This window comes from Hoeflea sp. TYP-13, assembly GCF_040932035.1.
Classification (GTDB): Bacteria; Pseudomonadota; Alphaproteobacteria; order Rhizobiales; family Rhizobiaceae; genus Hoeflea_A.
The window spans coordinates 1407012-1431293 of sequence record NZ_JBFRBB010000002.1; the positions used below are offsets into that span (position 1 = coordinate 1407012).

Here is a 24282-nt window from a genome sequence, read left to right on the forward strand (position 1 = left end):
ATGGCATTGTCAGGAATCAGGTTTCGGCAAGCGTGCGCTCGTTTGCCTTCGCCAGCTTCTGACGCAGGTTGTTTTTGAAACCGGCCTGCAGAGCGATCTTGATGTCCGGTTTGCGCTGCAAATGCTTCAACAGGCTTTCCCGCTTAAACACAAGCGCGCGCAGATCAGACGTAGCGGTTGTCGTTGCGGTAGCCGGGCGGCCGGACAAAATGCCCAGCTCGCCGACGAAATCGCCGGCCCCGCACGAGGCAACCAGCCTGCCGTTCACCTGGACATCGACGTGCCCTTCCGCGATATAGGTCAGTTGCTCGACTGTTTCGTCCTGCTCCGTCAAAACCGTACCCGCTGAAATGTCGTGCCAGGACCCGCTATCGATGAACTGGCGCGCCAGGAAAGGGGGTACCAGAACCAGTGCGTTCTGACAGAACAGGAATTCCTCATCCGTAAAGCGGACCCGGCGGCTTCGCCAGATCAGCAGACACAACTGACTCAGATTCGCCATGACAAACAGGGCTTCCCAGCCGGTCCCGATCGGGTCACGCAGAACCATGCCGCTATAGACGACCCCGGCGACTCCCGAAACCAGTGCAATGGCACGCAGCCAGACTATCGAACTCATTAGCATCGACAGGACCAACAGTCCGTACGACAAATGGCCGGCGATCGACGATGGCGACAACGCGGTTGCGACAATCGTTTCTATTTCTGTTTCCAATTGGTGAACTCCACTTACTATGCGCAGCACGGTGAGCGAAATGGCATAGTAACCATGACCTCTTTGTGGCCATGGCACACATTCACAATCTTCGCATGTCAAAAACCGGCTCTGGCTGATCCCACGGTCTTTCGGCAGCGGTCGCCCATCCGGCTGCCGTGCCCCTGTGAATTACCACCTTGTGCACCGGGCCGTCAAAAGGCGACGCGGCAGGGCTTTTTGAAAATGCAGCCATACGTTGATATCATTAGATGGCAAATCAATGACCCTTGCGGCCGAACCCGTCAAAGCAACAAGGAGCAGGATCAAATCAGTGATTATTCTTATTTCATTGGGAATGCTCCTGTGCCTGCTGGTCATATTGTTCGGCCTTTATCTGCTGCGGCGGCGCATGACGGATGAACCGGCGGTCCTCAAATATAAGGACGTCAGCGTGGAAGGTCCGGTCGGGTTTGTTCTGGTTGCGGCCGGCCTCGCGGCATTTGTGATACTGGTCAGTTTGTATGCTCCAAGTCTTGAAAGAGAAAACAGTCAGCTGTCTGACGACAATGACCGGATCAGGACTGAGCGCGATACGCTGAAAAGTGAGCGGGACCAGCTGGAAACAGACCTTGATCTGGAAAAGGAAAAATCCGGCAAGCTGGCAATTGATCTTGGAAAGGCAAACGCATCTAACGAGCTGCTTCAGGAACAATACGATCAGGCAGTGGAGGATCTTGCCGACACAAAATCGGACCTTGATGAGCAAACCGCGCTGGCTGGCAAACTGACGACTGCAAACGAAGATCTGAAAAGAAGTCTTGTCAACGAAACGGCACGCCTCACGCAAGCCCTGTCGCAAGCCCGCAAGGCCTGGCAATCGGCGGACTATATCGCTTTGAGCGAAGCAGACCGGGCCGCCTTCGATAAGGTGAAGAGCGGCGTAAACGCACTAAATTCGGAATTGGTGTTGCTGGCCATCCGCGCCGACCACTGGCCGCGCATTGCCGGAAAGGACGCGGTGGCAACATTCGAGATTTATCGCAAGGACTTTGTGCCCGACCAGATCATGCCGCGCGGAGCCGGTTTGTTTGACTTCGAATCCGAAGAATTCGTCATCAAGGGGGATTACCAGGGCAGAATCTCCGAGGAGTTGCGCACCAGCCTTGCCGACACGATATGCGGGGCCGCCACGCGCGCCATCGTTCAGGGCGTTCCCCTTGAAGAAGCCATCAAAAACATGCCTGCAATCGACGGCTTTGAGGTGGACAGCCAGCTTGTCGCCAGCCTAGTGGAATGGACATATGTACAGATGCGCATCAAACTGCTCGCTGCAGATGCGCTCGTTCTTGTGCGCGGCTATGCCGACGGTGAACGGCGGCGTTGGCAACGGGATCTGGATAATTCACGTGCAGCGATCCGATTGCACGAGAATGTCGACCCAAATGCAAAAAATGACGATTTCGCACTGACATTTCGCGCAGATGCGACCAAGCACATGTTGGGAGTGCCCTCCGGCGGGCAGACGGTTTACGGCAATGAGGACCTTCCCAATCTTCGCGCGGCGGAAGTTGCGGAAATACTCAAAAAGCTGGTGCGCAAATGTTCAGCACCCTCGCCCGCCGCCTCCCCCGGCTCCATCGGGATCAAGATACTGGATGGTTTCGTCTATCCACAGCACAACGAGGTCGACCGTAAGGCCCGCGTTCACCTGCTTGTTTTTCTGAAGGACCATGACTAGAGCGGCCCGTAACAGCTATTTCACCTCAAGTCTGCGACAGGACCCGCTCGATTTCGGCATTTATCCGGTTGAGCGCCCCTTCGAAGCGTCCATATGTCATTGCCTCGTTGACGCCCTGATCGAGCCCCTTCTGGATGCTTTCGCCAAGCGCGAAATCTTCATCGAGTGTGGCGACCGTAAGGTCGTGATTGGCCTGCCAGTATCCTTTCGCTTTGTCCGTCAGGGGTTCGTCCGGCTTGGGAATCAGCGTGACGCATCGGATCAGCGTGCGGTCGATCGCCTGCGGCTCGAAATGAACGAGAACCACATGGTCCCCCTGCACCAGGAAAACACTGCCGGGAAACACGTTGTAGACGATATTCGTGTAGTCCCTGATCTTCCAATCCTTGCGCGGCTGCTCGACCAGTTCGTCAATCGTGCTGCGCGCCAGAACGGAACGGATATGCGGGCCGAACAGCTGATAGCTGGACAGATTATCAAGAAACATGCCGGCGATGGTCTTCGCATGGGCCACCCGGAAGTGGTAGGCCTCAAGCCCGCCCTCGATGACGACCTTCCAGTTGCAGTGCCAAACCTGTTCCCTGGTGGTGAAGACCTGATGCCCGTCCAGCTTCAGCCACTCGAGGTCGTCGGCCAGTGGCGCCAGATGCGCGCCGATCTCGATATCGTCCTGCGCCGATAGCTGGATCCAGACGAATCCGAACCGGACGGCACAGGCAATGGGCTTCAGCCCGTAGCTTTCCTTGTCGAGATCTGGAAATCCCTGCTCCTGATGCGGAACCGCGATCAGCCGGCCGGTATTGTCCCAGGTCCAGGCATGATAAGGGCAGGTGAAGCGATGTCTGCAGCCGCCATGGGCATCGACAAGCTGGGCCCCGCGGTGGCGGCAGATATTGTGGAAAGCGTGAAATTCACCGTCCCTGTCACGGGTCAGCAGAACCGATGTTCCGGCCACATCGCGACGCAGGAACGAGCCGTCCTCCGGCAGCTCGCTGACGTGGGCAATCAGGCTGGGATGCCGCCGAAATACATACTCGCGTTCCTGCGCAAACCGGTCCGCATCGAGATACCGGCTCATTGGCGAATAGGTGACCGCCTCGTCCAGATAGGCTGAATTGCGTTTGCGCAGACCCAGCAACTCATCGAGCAGACCGATCTCTTCTTCGCGGTTCATGACTTAACTCCCTGCATGTCTGTCGCCTGCTGGACGCCTGTTTGTTTCAAATTCTTGAAAAATCACCGTGCCGGCCGGCACCATCGCGGAAATTTCCCGCACCTGCAGCCCCTTCCTTGCGGACCGCATCCACACCGTTTGCCCATTCCACCTTGAGCGCTTCACGGACGGGCAGGCCCCTTGTTTCAATGATCGAGCGGCGGTCTGCCAGAACCGCCTCCTGTGGAAAACGGGCAATCTCGTGCGCCATTTCCTCTGCCGCATCGCGTGCACCGCCGGGCGCAACGACCTTTTCACAAAGACCGATCCGGTAGCATTCGTCCGCCGGTACCTTGCGGCCGGTCATGGTGATTTCCAGCGCCTTTCCCTGGCCGACAAGCCGCGGCAGGCGTACCGTGCCGCCGTCAAGAAGCGTAATGCCCCAGCGCCGGCAGTAGACGCCGAGGTAAGCCGTCTCGGCCATGACCCGAACGTCGCACCACAGCGCCAGTTCCATGCCGCCGGCGACGGCCGGCCCTTCAATTGCGCCGATTACGGGTTTGGAAAGTTCCATGCGCGACGGCCCCAGGGGTCCGCGTGGCGCGGGCGCTGAGCCAACAGGAAACCCGAGCCCCTTGACGATTTCCCTTTCAAACTTTTCCGGCTCGGTCAAAGTCGAGGCATATTTCAGATCCCAGCCGGCACAAAAGGCGCCGCCCGCGCCCCAGAACACGCCCACCCTGGCATCGCTTTTGTCAAATTCCTCGAAGGCGGCGACCAGTGCATCGGCCGCTTCCGGATCGACGGCATTTCGTGCCTCCGGCCGATTGTGAATGATCGTCCAAACGGGGCCGTTCCTGTCAATTTCGACTGCCATCTTATCCTCCGTTCCTGTTTGCTTTCATCAAGGACATTATCCTGGCTCGCATGCTATTCTGTAACAGTGTTATTACCCAGTGAAGCCAGATAGATGTCAACGGTTGTCTCGAGCATGTCACGGGCATTGACCTGAAGGGATCGGTCCCGGCCAGACACAACCATGGCCATCACGCCGATAAGCGTCGCAAACAATGCATTGGCCAGAGCGGCAGAACTCCGCGGGCCATTTCCCGACCTCGCGCCAAGACGTTCAAAACACACCGTGAGCACGTTCAGCGATTGTGCCAGCAGGGCGTTCAGCGCGGCGTCGCGTTCTGTTCCAAGCCCCTTTCGCCCGTCCTTTTCGAAAAGATAAAGACCGAGGCTGTACTCAAATATATGTGATTGATAATATTCAAAAAACGCCATAATCGCAGCATGCAGCGCCTTGTCCGGTGCGGCCTCGCGTCCGGCTGCGCCCGCGACCATCAGCGCCAGTTCCCGCAGGCTTTCCTCAAGCAATGCCGCATAGATGTCTTCCTTGCTGGAAAAGGCGGCGTAGATCGCTCCGGTCGTGCAGCCGGCTTCCGCCGCAATCGGTCGCATGCCGGCGCCAAGCCCGCCCTTTGCCTGGAAGACGGTTCGCGCCGCCTCGAGAATTCGGCGCCGCCGCGCTTCCGACGTCTTCGGTCTTTGTTTTTCTGCCAGAGCCATAGGTACAGTAAATAACACTGTTATATTCGTGTCAACTGTTCGACAATTCACCGTAAGCCTGCCGGTCTGCGAAACGGTCGCCAAAACCATGATTGGCGCGTCCCTCACCTGTCGCTAATATGCGTCCATATCTCAAGGACCGACCCCGCGCGCCCAACCTCTCATTGCAGTACGCGATGTGCTTGCCAGCCGGGCTTGAGATGCGGGGAACAACCGGAGATCCTTAATGATTGACAACGCCATATGGCATAAAAATCCCGGCGGTATGAAGGTAAGGATCTGGGCCGTTCTTGTGGGCGAATATATTGTCATGGCGGTTATTTTATTCACGACGGCGGGAACTGTTTCCTGGACAGCCGGCTGGGTTTTCATTGGCCTTTTTGCCGTCACTGTCACTCCCATGTCCGTCAGCCTGGCAAATCACGACCCCCAACTGATCGAGGAGCGGATGAAAATCCTGCCCCAGGAAAACCAGCCCATTTGGGACAGGATGCTGCTTGCCCTGCTGATCGTGCTCATCGGCCTGTGGCTTGTCGTTCCGGGATTTGACGCCATACGCTACGGATGGTCAGCCATGCCGTTCTGGCTCCGACTTGTCGGCGGTGTTGGCATGGTTATAACGCTGTGGGCGAACTTTACCGTCATGCGCCAGAACTCCTATCTCGCGCCTACGGTTCAGGTCCAGTCCGAGCGCGGCCACACCGTGGTGACCACAGGTGCATATGGGCTTGTCCGCCATCCGTTTTATGCGACCCTCAGCCTATTTTTTCTTGCCGGGGCGCTGCTGCTCGGCTCATGGATCAGCGTGATGTTGGCGTTCACAATAACTCTGGTCTTCGCCTGGCGCTGTGTCCGGGAAGAGGCGCATCTGCGCCAGAACCTCGAAGGTTATGCGGCCTATATGGAAAAGGTGCGCTACCGCCTCGTCCCGCATGTCTGGTGATTGCAACGACTTGACCGGCAATTGCAAAAAATCACGCGTTGTTCCACAGTTGGAGCCGTAAAACCGCTGGAGCCTGCGGGCTTCGACATGTTTATATATCAAAAATATAATATGATCGTCGCGCACGGGAGGATGACAGTGGAAAACAACGACCAGACCGTAACCTACCAGCCGCCGAAAATGCCGGAGGTCCATGCGGTATCGTTCGAAACGATACGCAGCGCCCTCAAGGCGGGAATATCGGATTTCCTGCGCGCGCCGCTGTTCGGATTGTTCTTCGGGGGCATCTTCGCCGCCGGCGGATGGTTTATCCTCGCGTCCCTGATGTATCTCAACATGCCGTGGATGATCATACCGGTCGCGATCGGTTTTCCGCTCATTGGCCCGTTTGTGGCGGTCGGCCTATATGAAGTCAGCCGCCGCCTTGCAGCCGGCAAACCGCTTGTCTGGAGCGAAGTTCTGCTGGTGATGTTCAAACAGCGCGAAAGACAGCTCAGCTGGATGGCGTTTGTCGTTCTTTTCATCTTCTGGATGTGGATCTACCAGGTAAGATTGCTTCTGGCGCTGTTTTTGGGCTTCAAGAGCATTTCGACGATACCGCGCTTTATTGACGTTATCACCTCCACGCATGAGGGCATGCTTTTCGTGGGCGTCGGCACGATTTCGGGTGCGATTCTGTCCTTTTTCCTGTTTTCGGCAACCGTCATCGCCATGCCGCTGCTTCTCGACCGCGAGCTCGATTTCATCTCCGCCATGATCGTCAGCTTCAAGACCGTTTTTAAAAGTCTGGTTCCCATGGTTTCCTGGGGCATTATCGTGGTGGCGCTGGCAATCATAGGCATGATCCCGGCATTTCTTGGTTTGATCATCGTGCTTCCCATTCTCGGGCATGCAACCTGGCACCTCTACGAGGCGGCCATCGGTTCTGAAAACAAGGCAACCTAAATTATCCGTGGGTCGGCCAGACCCGGTGTTCGTCGTCAATGACAAACGCATGCCGGTGGCGGTGCGCACCGGTGCGCACGCCCGTTTCCCGCAGATGCGGGTGGTCAGCGGGCAGGTCTTCGTGGCTGTGTTCGATGATTTCAGGCTCGCCCCCCGGCCAGAATAAAAGTCCCGCCACGATCGCAAATCCGGCAAGAGCACTCAGTATCAGCATTGTCACACCCATTCCGAAGGCTTCGAACAGGAACCCCGACAGCGGATAGGTCACCAGCCAGCAGGCGTGCGAGAGGGCAAACTGCGCGGCAAACAGTGCCGGCCGGTCCTCGGCATGGGCCGAGCGGCGCAACAGCCGCCCGGACGGCGTCAGTATTGCCGAGTAGCACAGTCCGACAAACAGCCATACGGACAGCAGCACCTGCCAGGGCGGGACCTGGCCGAAGGCTGCATAGGTGCCGAGGGCCATGAAAGTTCCCGCGCCCAACAAAGCGCCGGCAATCATGACCAGACGGTCCGTTACCCGGTCCAGCAACCGCGGCAGCGACAGCGCCGAAATCATCGATCCGCAGCCGAACGCGGCGAGTGCGACCGCAACGTCACTCTCCGACCCGCCATAGAGAAATCGCACGATGACAACCGTGTTGACGATAACGACGGCACCGATTGAGGCCGCCGCAAGGTTGAGGAAAAACAGCCCGCGCAAACGCGGTGTGGCGGCAAAGATGCGGCTGCCGCGTGTCAGCCGGTCGGCAAAACTGCGGCTCTTGGCGGCAGCAATCACCGGAAAGGATGTCATCAGCACCAAAAGCGTCGATGCCAGAAAGCCGAGCGCAGTCCCGGCAAAAAGCCAATTGTATGAGATGACAATCAGCAACAGGCCGGCGGCAACCGGACTGATGATATTTTCCAGATCGTAGGCCAGGCGCGAAAGCGAAAGCGCCTTTGTGTAATCTTCCTCTTTGGGGAGGATTTCCGGTATCGTCGCCTGAAATGCCGGTGTGAAGGTTGCGGATGCCGCCTGCAGTACGAAAACGAGCACATAGATCTGCCAGGCAGCGTCTATGAATGGCAGGAAGAGCGCCGCGCCCGCCCGGACAAGATCGGCGGAGATCAGCACTTTCTTGCGGTCAAGCCCACTGATCAGCGCGCTGGCAATCGGCGAAAATCCCACATAGGCGATCATCTTGATCGTCAGCGCCACACCAAGCACGACACTCGCCGCCGCCCCGGCGATCTCATAGGCGGCAAGCCCCAGCGCCACGGTCAAAAGCCCTGTGCCGAGCAGAGCAACGACCTGTGCCGAAAAAAGCCTTGCGTAGGTCCGGTTTGATAGGACATCGAACATGACACTATCTATGTCACGGCATTTGGAGCCGCCGCAAGGTTGCACAACTGCGACAAATACATCGATCAATCCAATTGATTAGACGCGCGCCGCGTTGCCGATTACACCGCTGGTTCAACAATTTCGGGGATGACCGTGGAACATGCGATTGATCAGAACCGGCAGGGCCTCGGCATGGTTCTGGGATTTGTCGGTGTCGTCCTGTTCGGCGCGACGCTACCGATGACCCACATCGGTCTTGACGGGTTCTCACCGTGGTTTTTGACATTTTCGCGGGCACTCATCGCATCCGCAGCCGCTGCCACCTATCTCGCCGTTACCGGATATAAACTGCCGCGCAAAAATATCCCCGAAGCGTTTCTGGCCGGCTTGTTACTGGTATTCGGATTTCCCGGCTTTGCAACCCTGGCGATGGAAACCGTACCGGCCAGCCACGGTGGCGTCATTTTAGGGTTGCTGCCTTTGATGACCGCTGTTTTTGCCGCGCTCATCGGCGGTGAACGGCCGGGGCTCGTCTTTTGGGGTCTTGGTGTTCTGGGGGCGGCTCTCGTTGTTGCCTTTTCACTCCTGCGATCGCATTTCAGCCTGACGCTTGGCGATTTCTGGCTGCTGGCGGCGGGGCTTTCCGCCTCGCTCGGCTATGTGCTCTCCGCCCGGCTTTCACGCATCATGTCAGGCGGCGCAACAATATCCTGGGCATTGATCCTGACGCTTCCGATATCGATCGCGGGCACGGCGTGGAACTGGCAAACGGGCATCATGGACCCGGACATCCCTTCCCTGTGGGCACTTTTGTATCTCGGACTTTTTTCAATGTTCGGTGGCTTTCTGTTCTGGAATGCCGGCCTTGCAATCGGCGGCATCGCCCGCGTAGGACAAATTCAGCTTCTGCAGACCTTCGTGACCCTTGCGCTTTCCGCCCTGCTTCTCTCCGAACGCATTTCGACGATGACGCTCGCCTTCGCCATTGCGGTGGCTGCGGTCGTGTGGTTCGGCAGAAAGGCACGCATCTCCTGAACGACTGACGCAATTTCGCTATGGACAGGGCGCAGGCGAGTGTGCATCTGTTCGGCAACGAAAGGATGAACGATATGGCGGACAAGTGGGATTTCTGGATTGATCGCGGCGGCACATTCACCGATGTCATCGGCCGTTCGCCCGATGGCGAACTGATCCAGAAAAAACTGCTTTCCGAAAATCCGGAAGCCTATCGTGACGCCGCCATTCAGGGCATTCGCGAACTGATGGGTGTTGGACCCGGAGCTCCCATCCCCAACGAATTTATCGGCGAAGTGAAGATGGGCACCACTGTTGCCACAAACGCCTTGCTGGAGCGTGAGGGCGACCGAACCCTGCTGGTGATCACCCGCGGTTTTCGCGATGCGCTGAAAATCGCTTATCAGGCCCGGCCCGACATATTCGCCAAGGAGATCATCCTTCCCGAGCAGCTCTACGAGAAGGTGATCGAGGTTGACGAGCGTGTGCGCGCCGACGGCACAGTTGAAGCGATCCCGGAACCTGGAACAATCCGCGATGAACTGCGCGATGCAAAGGCTGCCGGCATCGACGCCGTCGCCATCGTCTTCATGCATTCGTGGAACTATCTGGACCACGAAGCAGTCGTTGCTGACATTGCCCGGGAGGTCGGGTTTTCACAGATTTCGGTCAGCCACCGCACTTCGCCGCTCGCCAAGCTCGTCGGCCGCGGTGACACGACGGTCGTCGACGCCTACCTTTCGCCGATCCTTAGGCGCTACGTGGATGAGGTTGCAAAGGATCTCGGTGTCGGCGCCGACGCGCAGAACGGCCAGTCACCTTCCCTCAAATTCATGATGTCCTCCGGCGGTTTGACGGCGGCAAACCTGTTTCAGGGCAAGGACGCCATCCTTTCGGGCCCTGCAGGCGGCGTTGTCGGCATGGTGGAAACGGCAGATCTTGCCGGCTTCGAAAATGTCATCGGCTTCGACATGGGCGGCACCTCCACGGATGTCGCCCACTTCAACGGCGAATATGAGCGCGCATTCGACACCGAGGTCGCCGGCGTGCGCATTCGTGCACCGATGATGCAGATCCATACCGTTGCCGCAGGCGGCGGCTCCATCCTGCATTACGAGGCAGGACGTTTCAGCGCCGGGCCGGACTCCGCGGGCGCCGATCCTGGCCCCGCCTGCTACCGCCGCGGCGGACCGCTCGCCGTCACCGACGCCAATGTCATGCTCGGCAAATTGCAGCCGGATTTCTTCCCGGCGATCTTCGGATCGAAACAGGATCAGCCGCTCGACACCGAAATCGTGCGCAATAAATTCGCCGACCTTGCCGAAGAGATCGGTGACGGCCGGTCACCCGAAGAAGTGGCTGAAGGCTTTGTGAAGGTTGCTGTCGAGAACATGGCCAACGCCATCAAGAAAATCTCGGTCCAGCGCGGATACGACGTTACCCGGTACCTGCTTAACTGTTTCGGGGGCGCAGGCGGTCAGCACGCCTGTCTCGTTGCCGACGCGCTCGGCATGGAGGCCATTCTTATTCATCCGTTCTCGGGGCTCCTTTCGGCCTATGGCATCGGCCTTGCCGGCCTGTTTGCCTCACGCCAGCAGGCACTGGTCAAACCGCTTGCCGATGAGACGCTGGATGAAATCGGCCGCCTGATCGAAAGGCTGGCTGCCGATGCGTGCGACGAGCTGCACACGCAGGGCGTTCCGGAAGAGGCGGTGGAATGGCGCCCGCTCCTGCATCTTCGCTATGACGGAACGGACACGCCGCTTTCCGTCGTCTTTTCCGATCGCTCGCAGAGCGAGGCCCGTGTTGCCTTTGAAGCCGCGCACAAGGCGCAGTTCGGTTTCATCTACGACAACAAGAAAATCATCGTGGAAGCCGTCGCCGTGGAGGCGAAGGACAATCGCAGCAATGCAGCGGTCGAGCACGATATTCCCTTGAGCGGCGGCTCGCCCTCGGCGGACGGCACCTGCAGGCTCTTTTCCGACGGAAAGTGGCGTGAGGCGCCCGTCTACACACGCGAAGCGCTTTCGCCGGGACAGTCACTCGCCGGTCCCGCGCTGATCATTGAAGCGAACCAGACGATTGTCGTCGAAACAGGCTGGCAGGCCGAGATCAACGCCAAGGGTCATGTCGTCATGACGCGGCACGAGGAAATGGCACGCCAGGATGCGATCGGCACAAAAAATGCCGATCCGGTCATGCTGGAAGTCTTCAACAACCTGTTCATGTCGATCGCCGAACAGATGGGCATAACCCTCCAGAACACCGCCCACTCGGTCAATATCAAGGAACGCCTGGACTTTTCCTGCGCCGTCTTCGACCGCAACGGTGCGCTTGTCGCCAACGCCCCGCACATGCCGGTGCATCTGGGCTCCATGGACCGCTCTGTGGAAACGATCATCAAGCTCAACGAAGGTAATATCCATCCGGGCGACGTCTTTGCGCTCAACGCGCCCTATAATGGCGGAACGCACCTGCCGGATATCACCGTCGTCACGCCGGTCTTCGACGACACGGGCTCAACGATCCTCTTTTATTCGGCATCGCGCGGTCACCACGCCGATGTCGGAGGCACCGCACCCGGTTCGATGACGCCGCTCGCGACAACCGTCGACGAGGAAGGCGTGCTGATCGACAATTTCCTGATTGTCGAAAAGGGAAAATTCCGAGAAGCCGAACTGGTCAAGGTGCTTACCGACCATCCCTACCCGGTCCGCAATGTCCATCAGAATGTCGCCGACCTGAAAGCCCAGATCGCCGCCAATGAAAAGGGCGTTGCCGAGTTGCGCAAGATGGTCGCCAATTTCGGCCTCGAGGTCGTCGAGGCCTATATGGGCCACGTCCAGGACAACGCGGCCGAAAGCGTGCGCCGGGTCATCGACGCCCTGTCGGACAGCGCCTACGAATACGCCACCGACACCGGCCAGCACATCAAGGTCAAGATCACGGTCGATCGCGATAAGCGCACCGCGACAGTTGATTTTACCGGCACATCGCCGGTGATGAAGAACAATTTCAACGCGCCCGAACCCGTCACCCGCGCCGCTGTTCTTTATTGCTTCCGGGTCATGGTGGAAGGCGCCATTCCGATGAATGCCGGCTGTCTTCGCCCGATCAACATTATCCTGCCGGACGACTGCATGCTCAGTCCGAGCTACCCCGCGGCCGTTGTTGCAGGCAATGTCGAAACCTCGCAGCATGTCACCAATGCGATCTTCGGAGCACTGGGCGCCATGGCCAACAGCCAGGGCACGATGAACAACCTGACATTCGGCAATGATCAGTATCAGTATTACGAGACGATCTGTTCCGGTTCGCCCGCCGGTCACACAAATGACGGCCACGGCTTTGACGGAACCTCTGGTGTACACGTTCACATGACCAATTCCCGCCTCACCGATCCCGAGATATTGGAGATGCGTTTCCCCGTGCTGCTTGAAGATTTCCACATCCGCGAAGGTTCCGGCGGCAAAGGGCGCTATTCGGCCGGTGACGGGACGATCCGCACCATCCGGTTCCTTGAAAAAATGGAGTGCGCCATCCTGTCGTCGCATCGAAATCGCCCGCCTGAGGGAATTGACGGTGGCGGTCACGGCCAGGTCGGCAAGACGGTCATAAGACGCCTCGACGGAGCGATGGATGAGCTGAAAGGCTGCGACCAGACCGTGCTCGAAGCCGGTGAAGCGGTTATTTTGACAACACCGACGGCAGGCGGATTCGGAAGGCGATAGGCATTCTTCCGGGCTGCCGTTGAGCTTCATGGTCGTGGTAACGCCTGCGATACCGATATTCAAATGGCGTGACCCGACCAATTTTGTCCTTTAAAAGTCGTTGGCAATGAACGTGAATTGATTCGGACCGGTTCGATATGCCCCGTTTCGGCTTTGCGCTGATCCCGCTGTTATTTGTCCTGATGTCGTGCACGACATCCGATCTTGGCCTGGAGCCGGAGGCGTCCCCTTCCCGATATGGCGACAGCGATCCGCAATATTTTGGAAGCCAGCACCCGGCCACACACGAGATTCACGGCATCGACGTTTCCAAATGGCAGGGCGATATCGACTGGCGAAGGCTGGAGCGGGCCGACATTGCCTTTGCCTACATCAAATCCACCGAGGGTGGCGATCACCGCGACGAGAGATTTGAAGAATACTGGTATGGGGCAAAACGCGCCGGTGTCCCGCGCGGCGCCTATCATTTCTTCTATTTCTGCCGCACGGCAAAGGAACAGGCGGAGTGGTTCATCGCCAACACGCCGAACGACCGTTCCGCATTGCCGCCGGTCCTCGACATTGAATGGAACCACCAGTCGAAGACCTGTAAAAAGCGGCCCGACCCGGAAATCGTGCGCGGGGAAATGCGCGATTTTCTAAAGCGTGTCGAAGCGCATTACGGCAAGCGGCCAATGATTTACACGACGGTCGATTTTCACAGTCAAAATCTCGAAGGATATTTTACGGAGTATCAATTCTGGGTCCGCTCCGTCGCCGATCATCCCGACAATGTCTACGACCGTCGCGCCTGGCATTTTTGGCAGTACACCGGCACAGGACGTGTTCCGGGTATTACAGGCGATACCGATATCAATGTCTTTGTCGGCAATAAGGAACAATGGGACATCTGGCTCGCAAGCGCGACACAGTAAGACCATCATTAAGCTTTTGAAACTAGATAAGTGGAACGTTAACAGACAGCCGCAGTTGGGAAACATCCATGAAACGACCGATCGCACGCGCAGCCATGATCCTGCTTGGCGCAACATCCATCGCCTTTGCTTCTCCTACTCTTGCAGCCCAGTGTGGAGGCAGCCTCAGCCAGTTTCTTGCAGGCGTTAAGCAGGAGGCGGTTTCGAAGGGTATTTCCAAACGCGCCGCGGACAGGGCTCTGGCAAATGCCGCGATCAACAAGAAAGTTCTGCGCCGCGACCGTGCGCAAGGCGTTTTCAAACAGACATTTCTTGAATTCTCGAAGCGGATGGTAAGTGGCCACCGCATGCAGCACGGCAAAAAGAACATGGCCAAATACGCCAATGTCTTTGCCCGCGCCGAGAGCGAATACGGCGTGCCCGCCCCGGTCATTGCCGCCTTTTGGGGGCTGGAAACCGATTTCGGCGCGGTCCAGGGCGATTTCAATACAATCAACGCGCTGGTTACGCTGTCTCACGACTGCAGAAGGCCGGAGCTGTTTCGTCCGCAACTGATCGCCGCCATACAGATGGTCCAAAACGGTGATCTCGATCCCGCCCGCACCACCGGTGCCTGGGCCGGCGAGATCGGACAGGTGCAGATGCTGCCGCTCGACATCATCCGTTTCGGCGTCGATGCAGACGGCGACGGCCATGTGCGGCTGAAAACAAGCGCGCCGGATGCGATACTGACAGGAGCCAACTTTATTCGCCACCTCGGCTGGCAGTCCGGTCAGCCCTGGCTGCAGGAGGTGACTGTACCTTCAAATCTCGCCTGGCAGGGTTCGGGTCTCGGCAAGGCCGAGTCCGTATCGCAGTGGGTAGCTCAGGGTGTAAAGGCGCGCGAGGGTTCGCTGCCGTCAGGTTCCACGGCAGCAGCGCTGTTGCTGCCTCAGGGGCGCAAGGGTCCGGCGTTTCTCGCCTACCCCAATTTCTCAATCTATCTGGAATGGAACAAATCGTTCATTTACACGACCAGTGCTGCCTATTTTGCCACGCGCCTCGCTGGCGCCAGCCGCTACAATCAGGGTAATCCGGATCCCGGCCTGTCGGACGGTCAAATGAAGACATTGCAGACGATCCTTTCGAACAAGGGATACGATGTCGGCAAGATCGACGGCATTCTCGGTGCAGGTACGCGCGCTGCGGTTCAAAAGGAACAGATGCGCCTCGGAATGCCGGCCGACGCGTGGCCGACACCCAAGCTGCTCGCAAGGCTGCAATGATCCCTATTGCGCAGGCTGTTCGGAATCGTCCGTTGATGTAACCGATTCACCGCTGGTTTCATCACCTTGTTTCGCCGCCTTTTCTGTGCGGCGCTGATAAAGCGCGAGCCTGGCGGCCCGGTAACGCAGCCGGGCATGAAACACGGCGCGGTCGACAGCCTGCCGGCCACGCTGCACTTCACCGATTTCCGTTGCATAGGCTTCGATCAGCGCCTCGCGGTAGGAGGTCAACCCTGCAGTCGCAACCCGCTCGACACGGCGTGCCATATTGGCCCAGACCGGTGAGATCAGGAGCGAAATCGCCGTGACAGCTATGGCCAGGCGGTAGGCATCGCCGCTGAGCGCCGCCGCACTGAGGCCGGCGGCCGCCAGCACAAAGGAAAACTCCCCGATCTGCGCCATCGACAGTCCGGCAATCAACGCCGTCTGTTCGTCCGAACCTGTGAGCCTGAGAAGGGCTATATTGAGAATGGATTTGGCGGCAATCACCGCAAGCGACGCCGCGATCACCAGCAACAGGTTGTTCCAGATGAAGGTCAGATCCATCAGTAGGCCGATGGAGAGAAAGAACACGACGAGCAACACGCTCTGGATCGGCTCGATAACCGGAATGACGCGGCTGCGCAGGGTTGAATTGCCGATAAGAATGCCGGCGATGAACGCCCCATAGACGGGCGACAGGCCGGCAAGGCCCGATGCAGCGGCTGCAGAGAAGCAAAGCGCCAGCGAACCGAGGGCCAGTATCTCCACATTGTTCTCAATCTGCTCGGCAAAGGGAATGCGCAGCTTGACCCTTCTGCCCAGCCACCACAGCAAACCGCCGAGAAACCCGACAGCGATGATGACCTTGAACGCCACTTCCCAAATGTCGATTTCCCGGCTGCCAAAACTGCTGACGAAGATCAGCATCGGCACAACGGCTATGTCCTGCGCAATCAGCACGCCGACGGCAATACGCCCCTCCTCGCCGCGAAGCACGCCCATATCATCAAGCATCTTCATCGCTACCACGGTGCTGGACATGGCAATGATGAAACCGAGAATGATCGATTCCGCAATACCGATGCCAAGAGCAAGGCCAATCAGCACGGCTACCACAAGCGCAAAGAAAATCTGCCCGCCGGCAACAAGCACCGCCTGTCTGAGCGTCAGCACGAAGGCCTTGAGCGACAACTCCATGCCAATGAAGAAGAGGAGGATGAGAACACCCATTTCCGCCAACAGGTTGACGTTGTCGGAATTGGCGATAACGCCAAATCCCGTAGGTCCCAATGCAACACCCGCAAGAATGAAGCCGACCAGCGGCGGCTGCCGCAATCGAATGAGGCCCAGTCCCATGATGACAGCGATAGCAGCGACAAATGCAATGCTGCTCAGCGCTGCGCCATGGGGAACGGCCTCCGAGACTACCTTGTGTACCGTTTCTTCCAGAAGCCTTCTCCCGTTCGATTCCTCAATCGATTCTTGCACGGCTCCGGGTGACCGACAAGCCGCGGCACGAGAGCGGAATCAGACCTTGTCGAAGTCGTCCTTGTTGGTTGGCAGAAGCAGAACGGCCGTTGTCAGATAGCCGAAACCAAAGGTGATGCCGAAGGAAAAGAACATGATGAACAGCGCGGTCACGACATGGCGCGACTCCATAACGAGACTACCGAAGCCGTTGATGTCGAAATACACCACGGCAGAGGCGACAATCCAGCCGATCACCATGCCGATAAGACTGTTGAGCATCACAAACCGTATGAGTTTCGGGAATCTTTCGGGTTTCATGTCCATCACGCTGTTTGAACTTCATACCGGTTGCGCAGGATGGCCCATGATAACCCAAATCGAAGCGATCCGTCACTGCTACAGATTGTCTGCGCAAGAGGCGCCAAGCAAAGCAGTGGAAATTCCGTAACGGTCCTGCCCCTGAAGGGTCCGTTTCGCTGATCGACATCGCCCCGCAATATTGATGCCCGCTGCGCTATCGCCGTCCCTGGCACAAATCCCGTATTTCGGCATCATCAGCAGCGACAGGGCGGCCAACGATTAGCCGACAAGGCTAGTGGTACCAATCGCCCTTAATTGGTTACGCACCGCATTTTGCAATGAACAAAGGATCGGGAAATCTCAGGCCGGTCTGCCACTATCAGCCGCAGTCTTTTGATAATTATGGGCAAATTGGTGGATGTCCTGAAAAATAAAGCAAAATTAAATGGTTACACGAATCGTGAGCACTAAATATATGCGTTCGCATACATCGAAAATCCCCTCAAATTTAGGCATGCTGCCACAAAGATGCCACGAATAATCCCTTCGCAACCGCAGCAATAGGGGTAAATCTGTCCCATGATTCACATTTTTTTGGTACCACGTTAAGTCAATGAAATTCATGCGCTAAAGTGAGGAAAATACGCAAAATTCATTGTGATTTTCGGCAGCGCAGCAACTATTTTTCTTTTCAATTCCATCCGCTCCGGCATAGCATTTAGCAGTTAACCGTGGGAGGTCAGCTATGGGACTCGTGCGTTCGCTCAATGTCCTGGTGATCGGTGCAGCGTTTCTTTTTGTCGCGCTTATGCTGTTCCTATAGGCATAGCCGAGAAGCCGCCGGAATAATCGGAATGGCTTGAAACAATCAAACGGGGATGGTTCTCACCATCCCCGTTTTCATTTGCAAAAGACAATTCAATTAAGCTGCCACCTGCTCAATGGTGCTGCGCGCGCGTTGCAGACTGTCGTCTTCCGACATCATCAGCTGATCGGCGGCGATGAACTCGATATCCGTGATGCCGAGAAATCCGAAAACATGCTTGAGATAGGGGGTGACGAAATCGGCGGGGCTGCCGACGGGAACACCACCCGATGCGTTGACCACATAGACCTTCGTGTCACCCAGCAGGCCGACAGGTCCGTTTTCCGTGTAATTGAATGTGCGCCCCGGTTGCGCGACGTGATCGATCCAGGCCTTCAGCGCGGCGGGAATTCCAAAATTGTATGTGGGCGCTCCGACAACCACAATATCGGCAGCACGCAGTTCCTCGACAAGCTCATCCGTCAGAGCAAGCGCCGCGTCCTGTTCATGCGTCCGCTCTCCCTTCGGCACGACGCGGTCCGTCAGCCAGTTTTCGGTCGGGAAAGAAAGCCCTTCGGCAACATCACGGGTCGTAACGGTAACATCCGCGTTCCCCCGTTTCAGCCGCTCAATGAGTTCGTCGGTCAGTTGCCTGCTGTACGAACCGCTGCGCCGGGCCGATGAATGAATGGTCAGTATGTTGGTCATGGTCTGCCTGTCTCCGGTAAAAAATGAAGCGCCCGCCTTGCCGTCATGTGCCGTGCGACGACAAGCGGGCGGTTCACCGGAAGATAGGTGCAACACGGGCCTTCTAAAGGCTGCGGACACCCGACAGACTGTTCAATAAAAATGAACGAACTTCAAAATATCGTTAAGCTGCAGCTATTGATGTAACCGACCCGTTGCCCTTCGGGGCGCGCAGCCCCAACAGGTGGCAGATCGCAAATACGAGCTGGGCCCGGTTCATCGTATAGAAGTGGAAATCCTGCACGCCACGCTCCACGAGATCCATCACCTGATCAGCCGCAACGGCTGCCGCAACCAGGGACCGCGTTTGCGGATCCTTTTCAAGCCCCTCGAACCGCGTTGCCAGCCAATCCGGAATGGACGCACCGCACAGGCTTGCAAATTTGGCAACCTGAGCAAAATTGTGGACCGGCAATATGCCCGGAACAATCGGAATGTAGATACCGGCGCGCCGCACCCGCTCGACATAACGCTCATAGGTGTCGTTGTCGAAGAAGAACTGGGTGATCGCGCGTGTGGCGCCATTGTCGACCTTGCGCTTGAGCATGTCGATATCGGTCATGAAGTCCGGGCTTTCAGGGTGTTTTTCCGGATAGGCCGAAACCGTGATCTCGAAATCTGCAAAGGCCTTCAGTCCGGCGACAAGCTCGGCGGCATTGCGGTAGCCGTCCGGATGGGCCTTGTAAGAAGAGCCCACCCCTTCAGCCGAATCGCCACGCAGCGCAACGAAATGACGAACGCCGGCCTGCCAGAATTCCCGCGCGACGGCGTCCACCTCATCCTTGCTGGCATTGACGCAGGTCAGATGCGCCGCCGGCGAAAGATCGGTTTCCTCAAGCAGTCGCTTGATGGTCGCAAGCGTCGGCTTGCGGGTGCTGCCGCCGGCACCATATGTCACCGAGACGAAATCCGGGGAAAACGGCGCAAGACGCATGACGCTTTCCCACAGCTGGCTCTCCATGTCGCCGCTTCTGGGTGGGAAGAACTCAAACGACACATTCATTGCGTCACCCAGGGGGGATGGACCGGAACGGCGTAATACGGACATGGTCAGGCAACTCCTTTTACCGGTGATTCACTATCGGCGCTGTCGGCAATGACCAGACGCGGGTCGCGCGCCAGCCAAATCGTGACCGTCAGTCCTTTGTCAGTCTTCTCTTCGGGCGTCAGCTCAACGACCTTTTCAACTGCAAGCCCGGCATCGCTCAGCCAGCCGGAGACGATGTCCGCCGGAAAACCAAGACGCAAATGGGCGTGCTCATCGCGAAGATATTCAAAATCATGGGGTGCGAAATCGACAATGACGATCCGCCCGCCCGGGCTCAGCATGCGGGCAGCTTCGGATATGGCTTCCTCGGGATGCTGAAGGAAATGCAGCACCTGATGGATGGAAATCAGATCGAAGGCACCGCGCTCAAGCTGCAGGTTCAATATGTCGGCATGGCGCACCGACGCATGGCTGATGCCGGCCTCGTCGATATTGGTCCGCGCGACGGCAAGCATGTCACGGCTGGCGTCAACGCCGATGCCGCGCCGATAGAGCGGTGCAAAGAGCTGCAGAATCCGGCCGGTCCCCGTTCCAAGATCCAGCATTGAATCGAACGGCGTATCACCCACCATTTCGACCAGTGCCTTTTCGACCTGTTCATCGGAAATGTGCAGCGAACGCAATTCGTCCCAGCCCGCGGCATTGCGGCTGAAATAGGCCTGCGCACGGGCAGCACGTGCCTGCTTGACAGCACGAAGGCGCTCGCTGTCACGGGCAAGCAGAGGATCGGAAGACGAGACGGAATCGACGATGTGCCGGGCAAGCACAAATGAGCGTCCGTCACCGCTGAGGCGGAAATAGGCCCAGGCGCCTTCCTGGAACCGCTCGATGAGACCCGCTTCAGTCAGGAGTTTCAGGTGCCGGGAAATGCGCGGCTGGGATTGACCCAGAATTTCCGTCAGATCCGTAACGGTCAGGTCGCCGCCGAACAGCAGCGCCAGCAGCCGCAGCCTGGTCGGCTCGCCCGCCGCCTTGAGCACGTCCACGGTTTTGTCCAGGCTCAGCTTTTTAGTGTCCAGCATGGCTTCCTCAATTGTCCCGCTGTCGGCAGGCAGAAGCCAGGACCACACGCGAAATCACATAAACATATCTTTATATGATTTTGTCGTCTGGCGCAATATTAAATAAAAATGTCGCACATAAAAAAGAATGGTCGCAAATGCGACCATTTATCCGCAATCCCCTGGATGCAAACGGCTGCCGGGCTGCGTTCAGACTTTATAAACCCATTGCTCAGGAATTTGGGCGCGCACCGCTTCACCGGCACGAATGCTTCCCGGTATTTCGACCCAGGCCAGAACGCCCCTTCGCTGTTTTGCCGCCGGGACAAAGCCGAGGGAAAGCTGCGTCCGGTCCCGGTCCGGATAGTGATCGGCAATCGCAGCGCCGGCGATTTTGCAGGGTTTGTTCTGAAAATCGACCTTGAGAGTCACGCCGCCCTCGAAAAACAGCAATGTGCTTGGCGGCAGCATCGAGAGATTCGGGATGCCTTCTATTATCAGGTTTGCGCCGATCCATTCAGGTCTGATTTCCGCAATACCCATCTCCCCGGCTGCGGCGCTGAGTTCCTGCGGGCATAAAAGTGTAAGCTGCCGTTCATTGCGCATTTCGGTACCGCGCGTATACCACGGTTCGCGGGCGCCGGATTGACGGGTAATACCGCTGTGGCGGTCGCCCTTGATGCCCTCATAGGTGAGCGTTAGCGCATCCACCGTTTCGGTTAAGAACGTGTCACCCGTCGCTGCAAAGACGCCGCCGACCTTGCCGATTGCCTTTTGCTTGTCCGTGATTTCCAATGCCGTCCCTCCCATCGCCGGGTCATGATTCTGTCACGACAAGAGGTATAGCCAGCCCCGCCTGCTTTCAACACCCATCACCAGGCCAGGTGCTCGCCGTCCCAGTTCCAGAAGTGGCCAGTCGAGGCAAGGTCGAGCTTTTCGCATAGTTCAAGAACACCACCGGCGCTCTCCTGCGGGCTGATATCGGCATGCTCGCCGCCCATATCGGTGCGCACCCAGCCAGGATGCGCCGTCGCAACCGCAATGCCCAGCGGCTCAAGGTCGGTAGCCAGTCCCTGCATGACCTTGTTCACCGCTGCCTTTGAAGCGCGGTATGCAATGCGGTCGGATTTGGCATAGGACATCGAACCCATGAAACTGGAAAGCGTAACAATGCGCGCATGCCCGCTGCGCTTGAGATGCGGCAGAAAGGCCTGTGTAACCCGCAACGGCCCGACCGTGTTGATGGCAAGCGTGTCGGCGAAACCGCCGAAATCCATGTCGAGTGCAGATTGGCGCTTCGGTCCGATAATACCCGAGCAGTTGAGCAGGATATCGATCGGTTCGTCGATCGACGAAGCCGCTGCATTGATCGCCGCGCCATCGCGCACGTCGAACATGACAGCCTTGAAACGGTCGCCGGCAAGGTCTTTCAGCAGATTGGCGTCAGCCTCCTGCCGCACCGAGCCGATGACATTCCAGCCTTTGCCAAGCGCCTGACGCGCAATCTCGTGGCCAAGGCCGCGCCCGACGCCGGTAATGAGGATTGTCGTCATTTTGCCACCGTTTCCGTGCCGGTCACCGGGTCAGCCGCTTGTAGGTCACCCGCTTCGGATTGATGCTGTCCGGTCCAAGGCGGCGGACCTTGTCCTTTTCATAATCCTCGAAATTGCCTTCAAACCACTCGACGTGGCTGTCGCCTTCAAAGGCCAGGATATGGGTTGCAAGCCGGTCCAGGAACATACGGTCATGGCTGATGATGACGGCACAGCCTGCGAAGTTCTCCAACGCGTCTTCAAGCGCCGCAAGGGTCTCGGTATCGAGGTCGTTGGTCGGCTCGTCAAGGAGAATGACATTGCCGCCCGACTTCAGCATCTTGGCAAGATGAACACGGTTGCGCTGACCGCCCGAAAGTGTTCCCACCTTCTGCTGCTGATCGCCGCCCTTGAAGTTGAAGTTCGAGCAGTAAGCTCTCGAATTCACTTCGAATTTTCCGAGCTTGATGATGTCGTTTCCGCCTGAGATTTCTTCCCAGACAGTCTTGTTGCCGTCAAGCGCATCGCGGCTCTGGTCGACATAGCTGAGATTGACGGTTTCGCCGATATTGATGGCGCCGTCATCGGGCTGTTCCTGACCGGTGATCATGCGAAAAAGCGTTGTCTTGCCGGCACCGTTCGCGCCGATCACGCCGACAATACCGCCGGGAGGAAGCTTGAATTCGAGATCCTCGATCAGCAGCTTGTCGCCATAGCCCTTGGAGAGCTTGTCGGCTTCAATGACAACCTGTCCCAGCCGCTCGCCGACCGGAATGACAATCTGTGCATCGCCGGGGCGGCGATCAGCCGCCGCACTCACCAGTTCGTCATAGGCGCGGATACGGGCTTTCGATTTGGCCTGACGGGCTTTCGGACTGGACGCGATCCAGTCGTGTTCGCGCGACATCGCCTTCCGGCGGTTCGCCTCCTCGCGCCCTTCCTGCGCCATTCGCTTGGCCTTTGCTTCAAGGTAGGCGGTATAATTGCCTTCGTAGGGAATGCCGCGGCCCCGGTCGAGCTCGAGGATCCAGCCGGTGACGTTGTCGAGGAAGTAGCGGTCGTGGGTAATCATCAACACGGCACCCGGATATTCCCGCAAGTGTTTTTCCAGCCACGCAATCGTCTCGGCATCGAGGTGGTTGGTCGGCTCGTCAAGCAAAAGCAGGTCCGGCTGCGAAAGGAGCAGCTTGCAGAGCGCCACGCGGCGCTTTTCACCACCGGACAGATTGGTAACGGCGCTTTCGCCGGGCGGGCAGCGCAGTGCATCCATTGCCATTTCGACCTGGGCGTCGAGATCCCAAAGGTTTTGCGAGTCGATAATGTCCTGGAGCGCTGCGCCTTCATCCGCCGTCTCGTCGGAGTAATTCATCATCAACTCGTTGTAACGGTCGACGATCGCCTTCTTTTCGGCAACGCCTTCCATGACGTTTTCGGCAACGGTCTTCGTTTCGTCGAGCTCCGGCTCCTGTGGAAGGTAGCCGACAGTAGCACCTTCCGCGACCCAGGCTTCGCCGGTGAAATCCTTGTCGAGACCGGCCATGATGCGCAGAACGGTAGACTTACCGGCGCCGTTCGGCCCGAGTATGCCGATCTTGGCATCCGGGTAGAACGAAAGGTGGATATTCTCAAGGACCTTCTTGGATCCATAGGTCTTGTTGAGACCGGCCATGTGATAAATGAACTGGCGTGCCATTGCGCGCAATCTTCCTCGTGGACAGGGACAAAAAGGGATTGCACCGCTTTTAGGCAAACAGCTCGTTGAGAGCAATCCAAATGTTTGATGCATAACGAAGTACCGCCTCAGGGAGCTTTTCCTGCTTGCGCCAAATGCGCGGATTTCAAAGTGAAATATTCCCAATTATGTCCGTTTGGTCAGGTGCACCCGCATTCCGTGCAGCAAGTTGAGAGGCCATAACGCCATCACGCACGGCTCGCAAAAGCGTGATTTCGTGCCATCCCATCGTGACCCCACTTTACGGATCCTTCGTTTAGGTTGCGGCGGACCGAAAAGGTTTCGGCGAACTTCCAAGGGAGAATTCCATGAACAGCAAATCCAAAAGAGCACTTACTATGATGGTTGTCAGCGGCGGTCTCGCAGCAG

20 protein-coding genes are annotated in these 24282 nt (G+C 57.7%); 7 read left to right on the forward strand and 13 right to left on the reverse strand.

Features of this window, described 5'->3' with window-relative positions; genetic code table 11:
* Nucleotides 1–16 precede the first annotated feature (16 nt).
* Nucleotides 17–715: a cyclic nucleotide-binding domain-containing protein gene (locus ABVT35_RS16680; RefSeq protein WP_368467717.1), complete on the reverse strand. Its 699-nt coding sequence runs from the start codon at nucleotides 713–715 to the stop codon at nucleotides 17–19.
* Between the two features lie 313 nt (nucleotides 716–1028).
* Between ABVT35_RS16680 and ABVT35_RS16685 the strand changes: the two genes are divergently transcribed.
* Nucleotides 1029–2435, forward strand: coding sequence for a hypothetical protein (locus ABVT35_RS16685; protein ID WP_368467719.1), 1407 nt, complete (start codon nucleotides 1029–1031; stop codon nucleotides 2433–2435).
* A 25-nt stretch (nucleotides 2436–2460) separates the two neighbouring features.
* On the opposite strand, the gene ABVT35_RS16690 is transcribed toward ABVT35_RS16685, so the two are convergent.
* Genes ABVT35_RS16690 through ABVT35_RS16700 form a run of 3 tightly spaced genes read right to left on the reverse strand, consistent with a single transcriptional unit; the run spans nucleotide 2461 to nucleotide 5178 of the window.
* Entirely contained in the window at nucleotides 2461–3609 is a 1149-nt protein-coding gene (locus ABVT35_RS16690) for an aromatic ring-hydroxylating dioxygenase subunit alpha (protein WP_368467721.1), read from the reverse strand.
* A gap of 46 nt (nucleotides 3610–3655) precedes the next feature.
* The gene (locus ABVT35_RS16695) at nucleotides 3656–4465 is read right to left on the reverse strand and encodes a crotonase/enoyl-CoA hydratase family protein (protein ID WP_368467722.1); all 810 of its coding nucleotides are present in this window, start codon (nucleotides 4463–4465) and stop codon (nucleotides 3656–3658) included.
* A gap of 53 nt (nucleotides 4466–4518) precedes the next feature.
* The gene (locus ABVT35_RS16700; RefSeq protein WP_368467723.1) at nucleotides 4519–5178 is read right to left on the reverse strand and encodes a TetR/AcrR family transcriptional regulator; all 660 of its coding nucleotides are present in this window, start codon (nucleotides 5176–5178) and stop codon (nucleotides 4519–4521) included.
* Nucleotides 5179–5386: 208 nt separating this feature from the next.
* Between ABVT35_RS16700 and ABVT35_RS16705 the strand changes: the two genes are divergently transcribed.
* Nucleotides 5387–6103 carry an isoprenylcysteine carboxylmethyltransferase family protein gene (locus ABVT35_RS16705; RefSeq protein WP_368467724.1) on the forward strand — a complete coding sequence of 239 codons (717 nt, stop codon included), beginning with the start codon at nucleotides 5387–5389 and terminating at the stop codon, nucleotides 6101–6103.
* A gap of 138 nt (nucleotides 6104–6241) precedes the next feature.
* The gene (locus tag ABVT35_RS16710; RefSeq protein ID WP_368467725.1) at nucleotides 6242–7048 is read left to right on the forward strand and encodes a DUF2189 domain-containing protein; all 807 of its coding nucleotides are present in this window, start codon (nucleotides 6242–6244) and stop codon (nucleotides 7046–7048) included.
* 1 nt (nucleotide 7049) lies between these two features.
* Here ABVT35_RS16710 and ABVT35_RS16715 read toward each other — a convergent pair whose 3' ends face one another.
* A complete protein-coding gene (locus ABVT35_RS16715; RefSeq protein WP_368467727.1) occupies nucleotides 7050–8390 on the reverse strand; it encodes an MFS transporter in 1341 nt (446 codons plus the stop codon).
* Nucleotides 8391–8525: 135 nt separating this feature from the next.
* Here ABVT35_RS16715 and ABVT35_RS16720 point away from each other — a divergent pair, with 135 nt between their 5' ends.
* The 4 genes from ABVT35_RS16720 (at nucleotide 8526) to ABVT35_RS16735 (ending at nucleotide 15296) form a co-directional block, all read left to right on the forward strand.
* On the forward strand, nucleotides 8526–9407 hold the full coding sequence (locus ABVT35_RS16720) for a DMT family transporter (RefSeq protein WP_368467728.1): 882 nt from the start codon (nucleotides 8526–8528) through the stop codon (nucleotides 9405–9407).
* Between the two features lie 74 nt (nucleotides 9408–9481).
* Nucleotides 9482–13117 carry a hydantoinase B/oxoprolinase family protein gene (locus ABVT35_RS16725; RefSeq protein ID WP_368467730.1) on the forward strand — a complete coding sequence of 1212 codons (3636 nt, stop codon included), beginning with the start codon at nucleotides 9482–9484 and terminating at the stop codon, nucleotides 13115–13117.
* 137 nt (nucleotides 13118–13254) lie between these two features.
* The gene (locus tag ABVT35_RS16730) at nucleotides 13255–14031 is read left to right on the forward strand and encodes a GH25 family lysozyme (protein WP_368467731.1); all 777 of its coding nucleotides are present in this window, start codon (nucleotides 13255–13257) and stop codon (nucleotides 14029–14031) included.
* Nucleotides 14032–14126: 95 nt separating this feature from the next.
* Nucleotides 14127–15296 (forward strand): lytic murein transglycosylase, encoded by a 1170-nt coding sequence (locus ABVT35_RS16735; protein WP_368467912.1) that lies wholly within the window; start codon nucleotides 14127–14129, stop codon nucleotides 15294–15296.
* Nucleotides 15297–15299: 3 nt separating this feature from the next.
* On the opposite strand, the gene ABVT35_RS16740 is transcribed toward ABVT35_RS16735, so the two are convergent.
* The 8 genes from ABVT35_RS16740 to ettA form a co-directional block, all read right to left on the reverse strand.
* Nucleotides 15300–16766, reverse strand: coding sequence for a cation:proton antiporter (locus tag ABVT35_RS16740; RefSeq protein ID WP_368467732.1), 1467 nt, complete (start codon nucleotides 16764–16766; stop codon nucleotides 15300–15302).
* A 39-nt stretch (nucleotides 16767–16805) separates the two neighbouring features.
* The gene (locus tag ABVT35_RS16745) at nucleotides 16806–17066 is read right to left on the reverse strand and encodes a hypothetical protein (protein WP_368467733.1); all 261 of its coding nucleotides are present in this window, start codon (nucleotides 17064–17066) and stop codon (nucleotides 16806–16808) included.
* Between the two features lie 904 nt (nucleotides 17067–17970).
* Nucleotides 17971–18561: an FMN-dependent NADH-azoreductase gene (locus ABVT35_RS16750; RefSeq protein WP_368467734.1), complete on the reverse strand. Its 591-nt coding sequence runs from the start codon at nucleotides 18559–18561 to the stop codon at nucleotides 17971–17973.
* Between the two features lie 163 nt (nucleotides 18562–18724).
* Nucleotides 18725–19648, reverse strand: a complete 924-nt coding sequence (gene metF, locus ABVT35_RS16755; RefSeq protein WP_368467735.1) for a methylenetetrahydrofolate reductase [NAD(P)H] — start codon at nucleotides 19646–19648, stop codon at nucleotides 18725–18727.
* Between the two features lie 2 nt (nucleotides 19649–19650).
* A complete protein-coding gene (locus ABVT35_RS16760) occupies nucleotides 19651–20670 on the reverse strand; it encodes an ArsR/SmtB family transcription factor (RefSeq protein ID WP_368467737.1) in 1020 nt (339 codons plus the stop codon).
* 189 nt (nucleotides 20671–20859) lie between these two features.
* Nucleotides 20860–21444 (reverse strand): MOSC domain-containing protein, encoded by a 585-nt coding sequence (locus tag ABVT35_RS16765; RefSeq protein WP_368467738.1) that lies wholly within the window; start codon nucleotides 21442–21444, stop codon nucleotides 20860–20862.
* Between the two features lie 77 nt (nucleotides 21445–21521).
* Nucleotides 21522–22202, reverse strand: a complete 681-nt coding sequence (locus ABVT35_RS16770; RefSeq protein ID WP_368467740.1) for an SDR family oxidoreductase — start codon at nucleotides 22200–22202, stop codon at nucleotides 21522–21524.
* Between the two features lie 22 nt (nucleotides 22203–22224).
* Nucleotides 22225–23874 carry an energy-dependent translational throttle protein EttA gene (gene ettA / locus ABVT35_RS16775; RefSeq protein WP_368467742.1) on the reverse strand — a complete coding sequence of 550 codons (1650 nt, stop codon included), beginning with the start codon at nucleotides 23872–23874 and terminating at the stop codon, nucleotides 22225–22227.
* Between the last annotated feature and the right edge of the window lie 408 nt (nucleotides 23875–24282).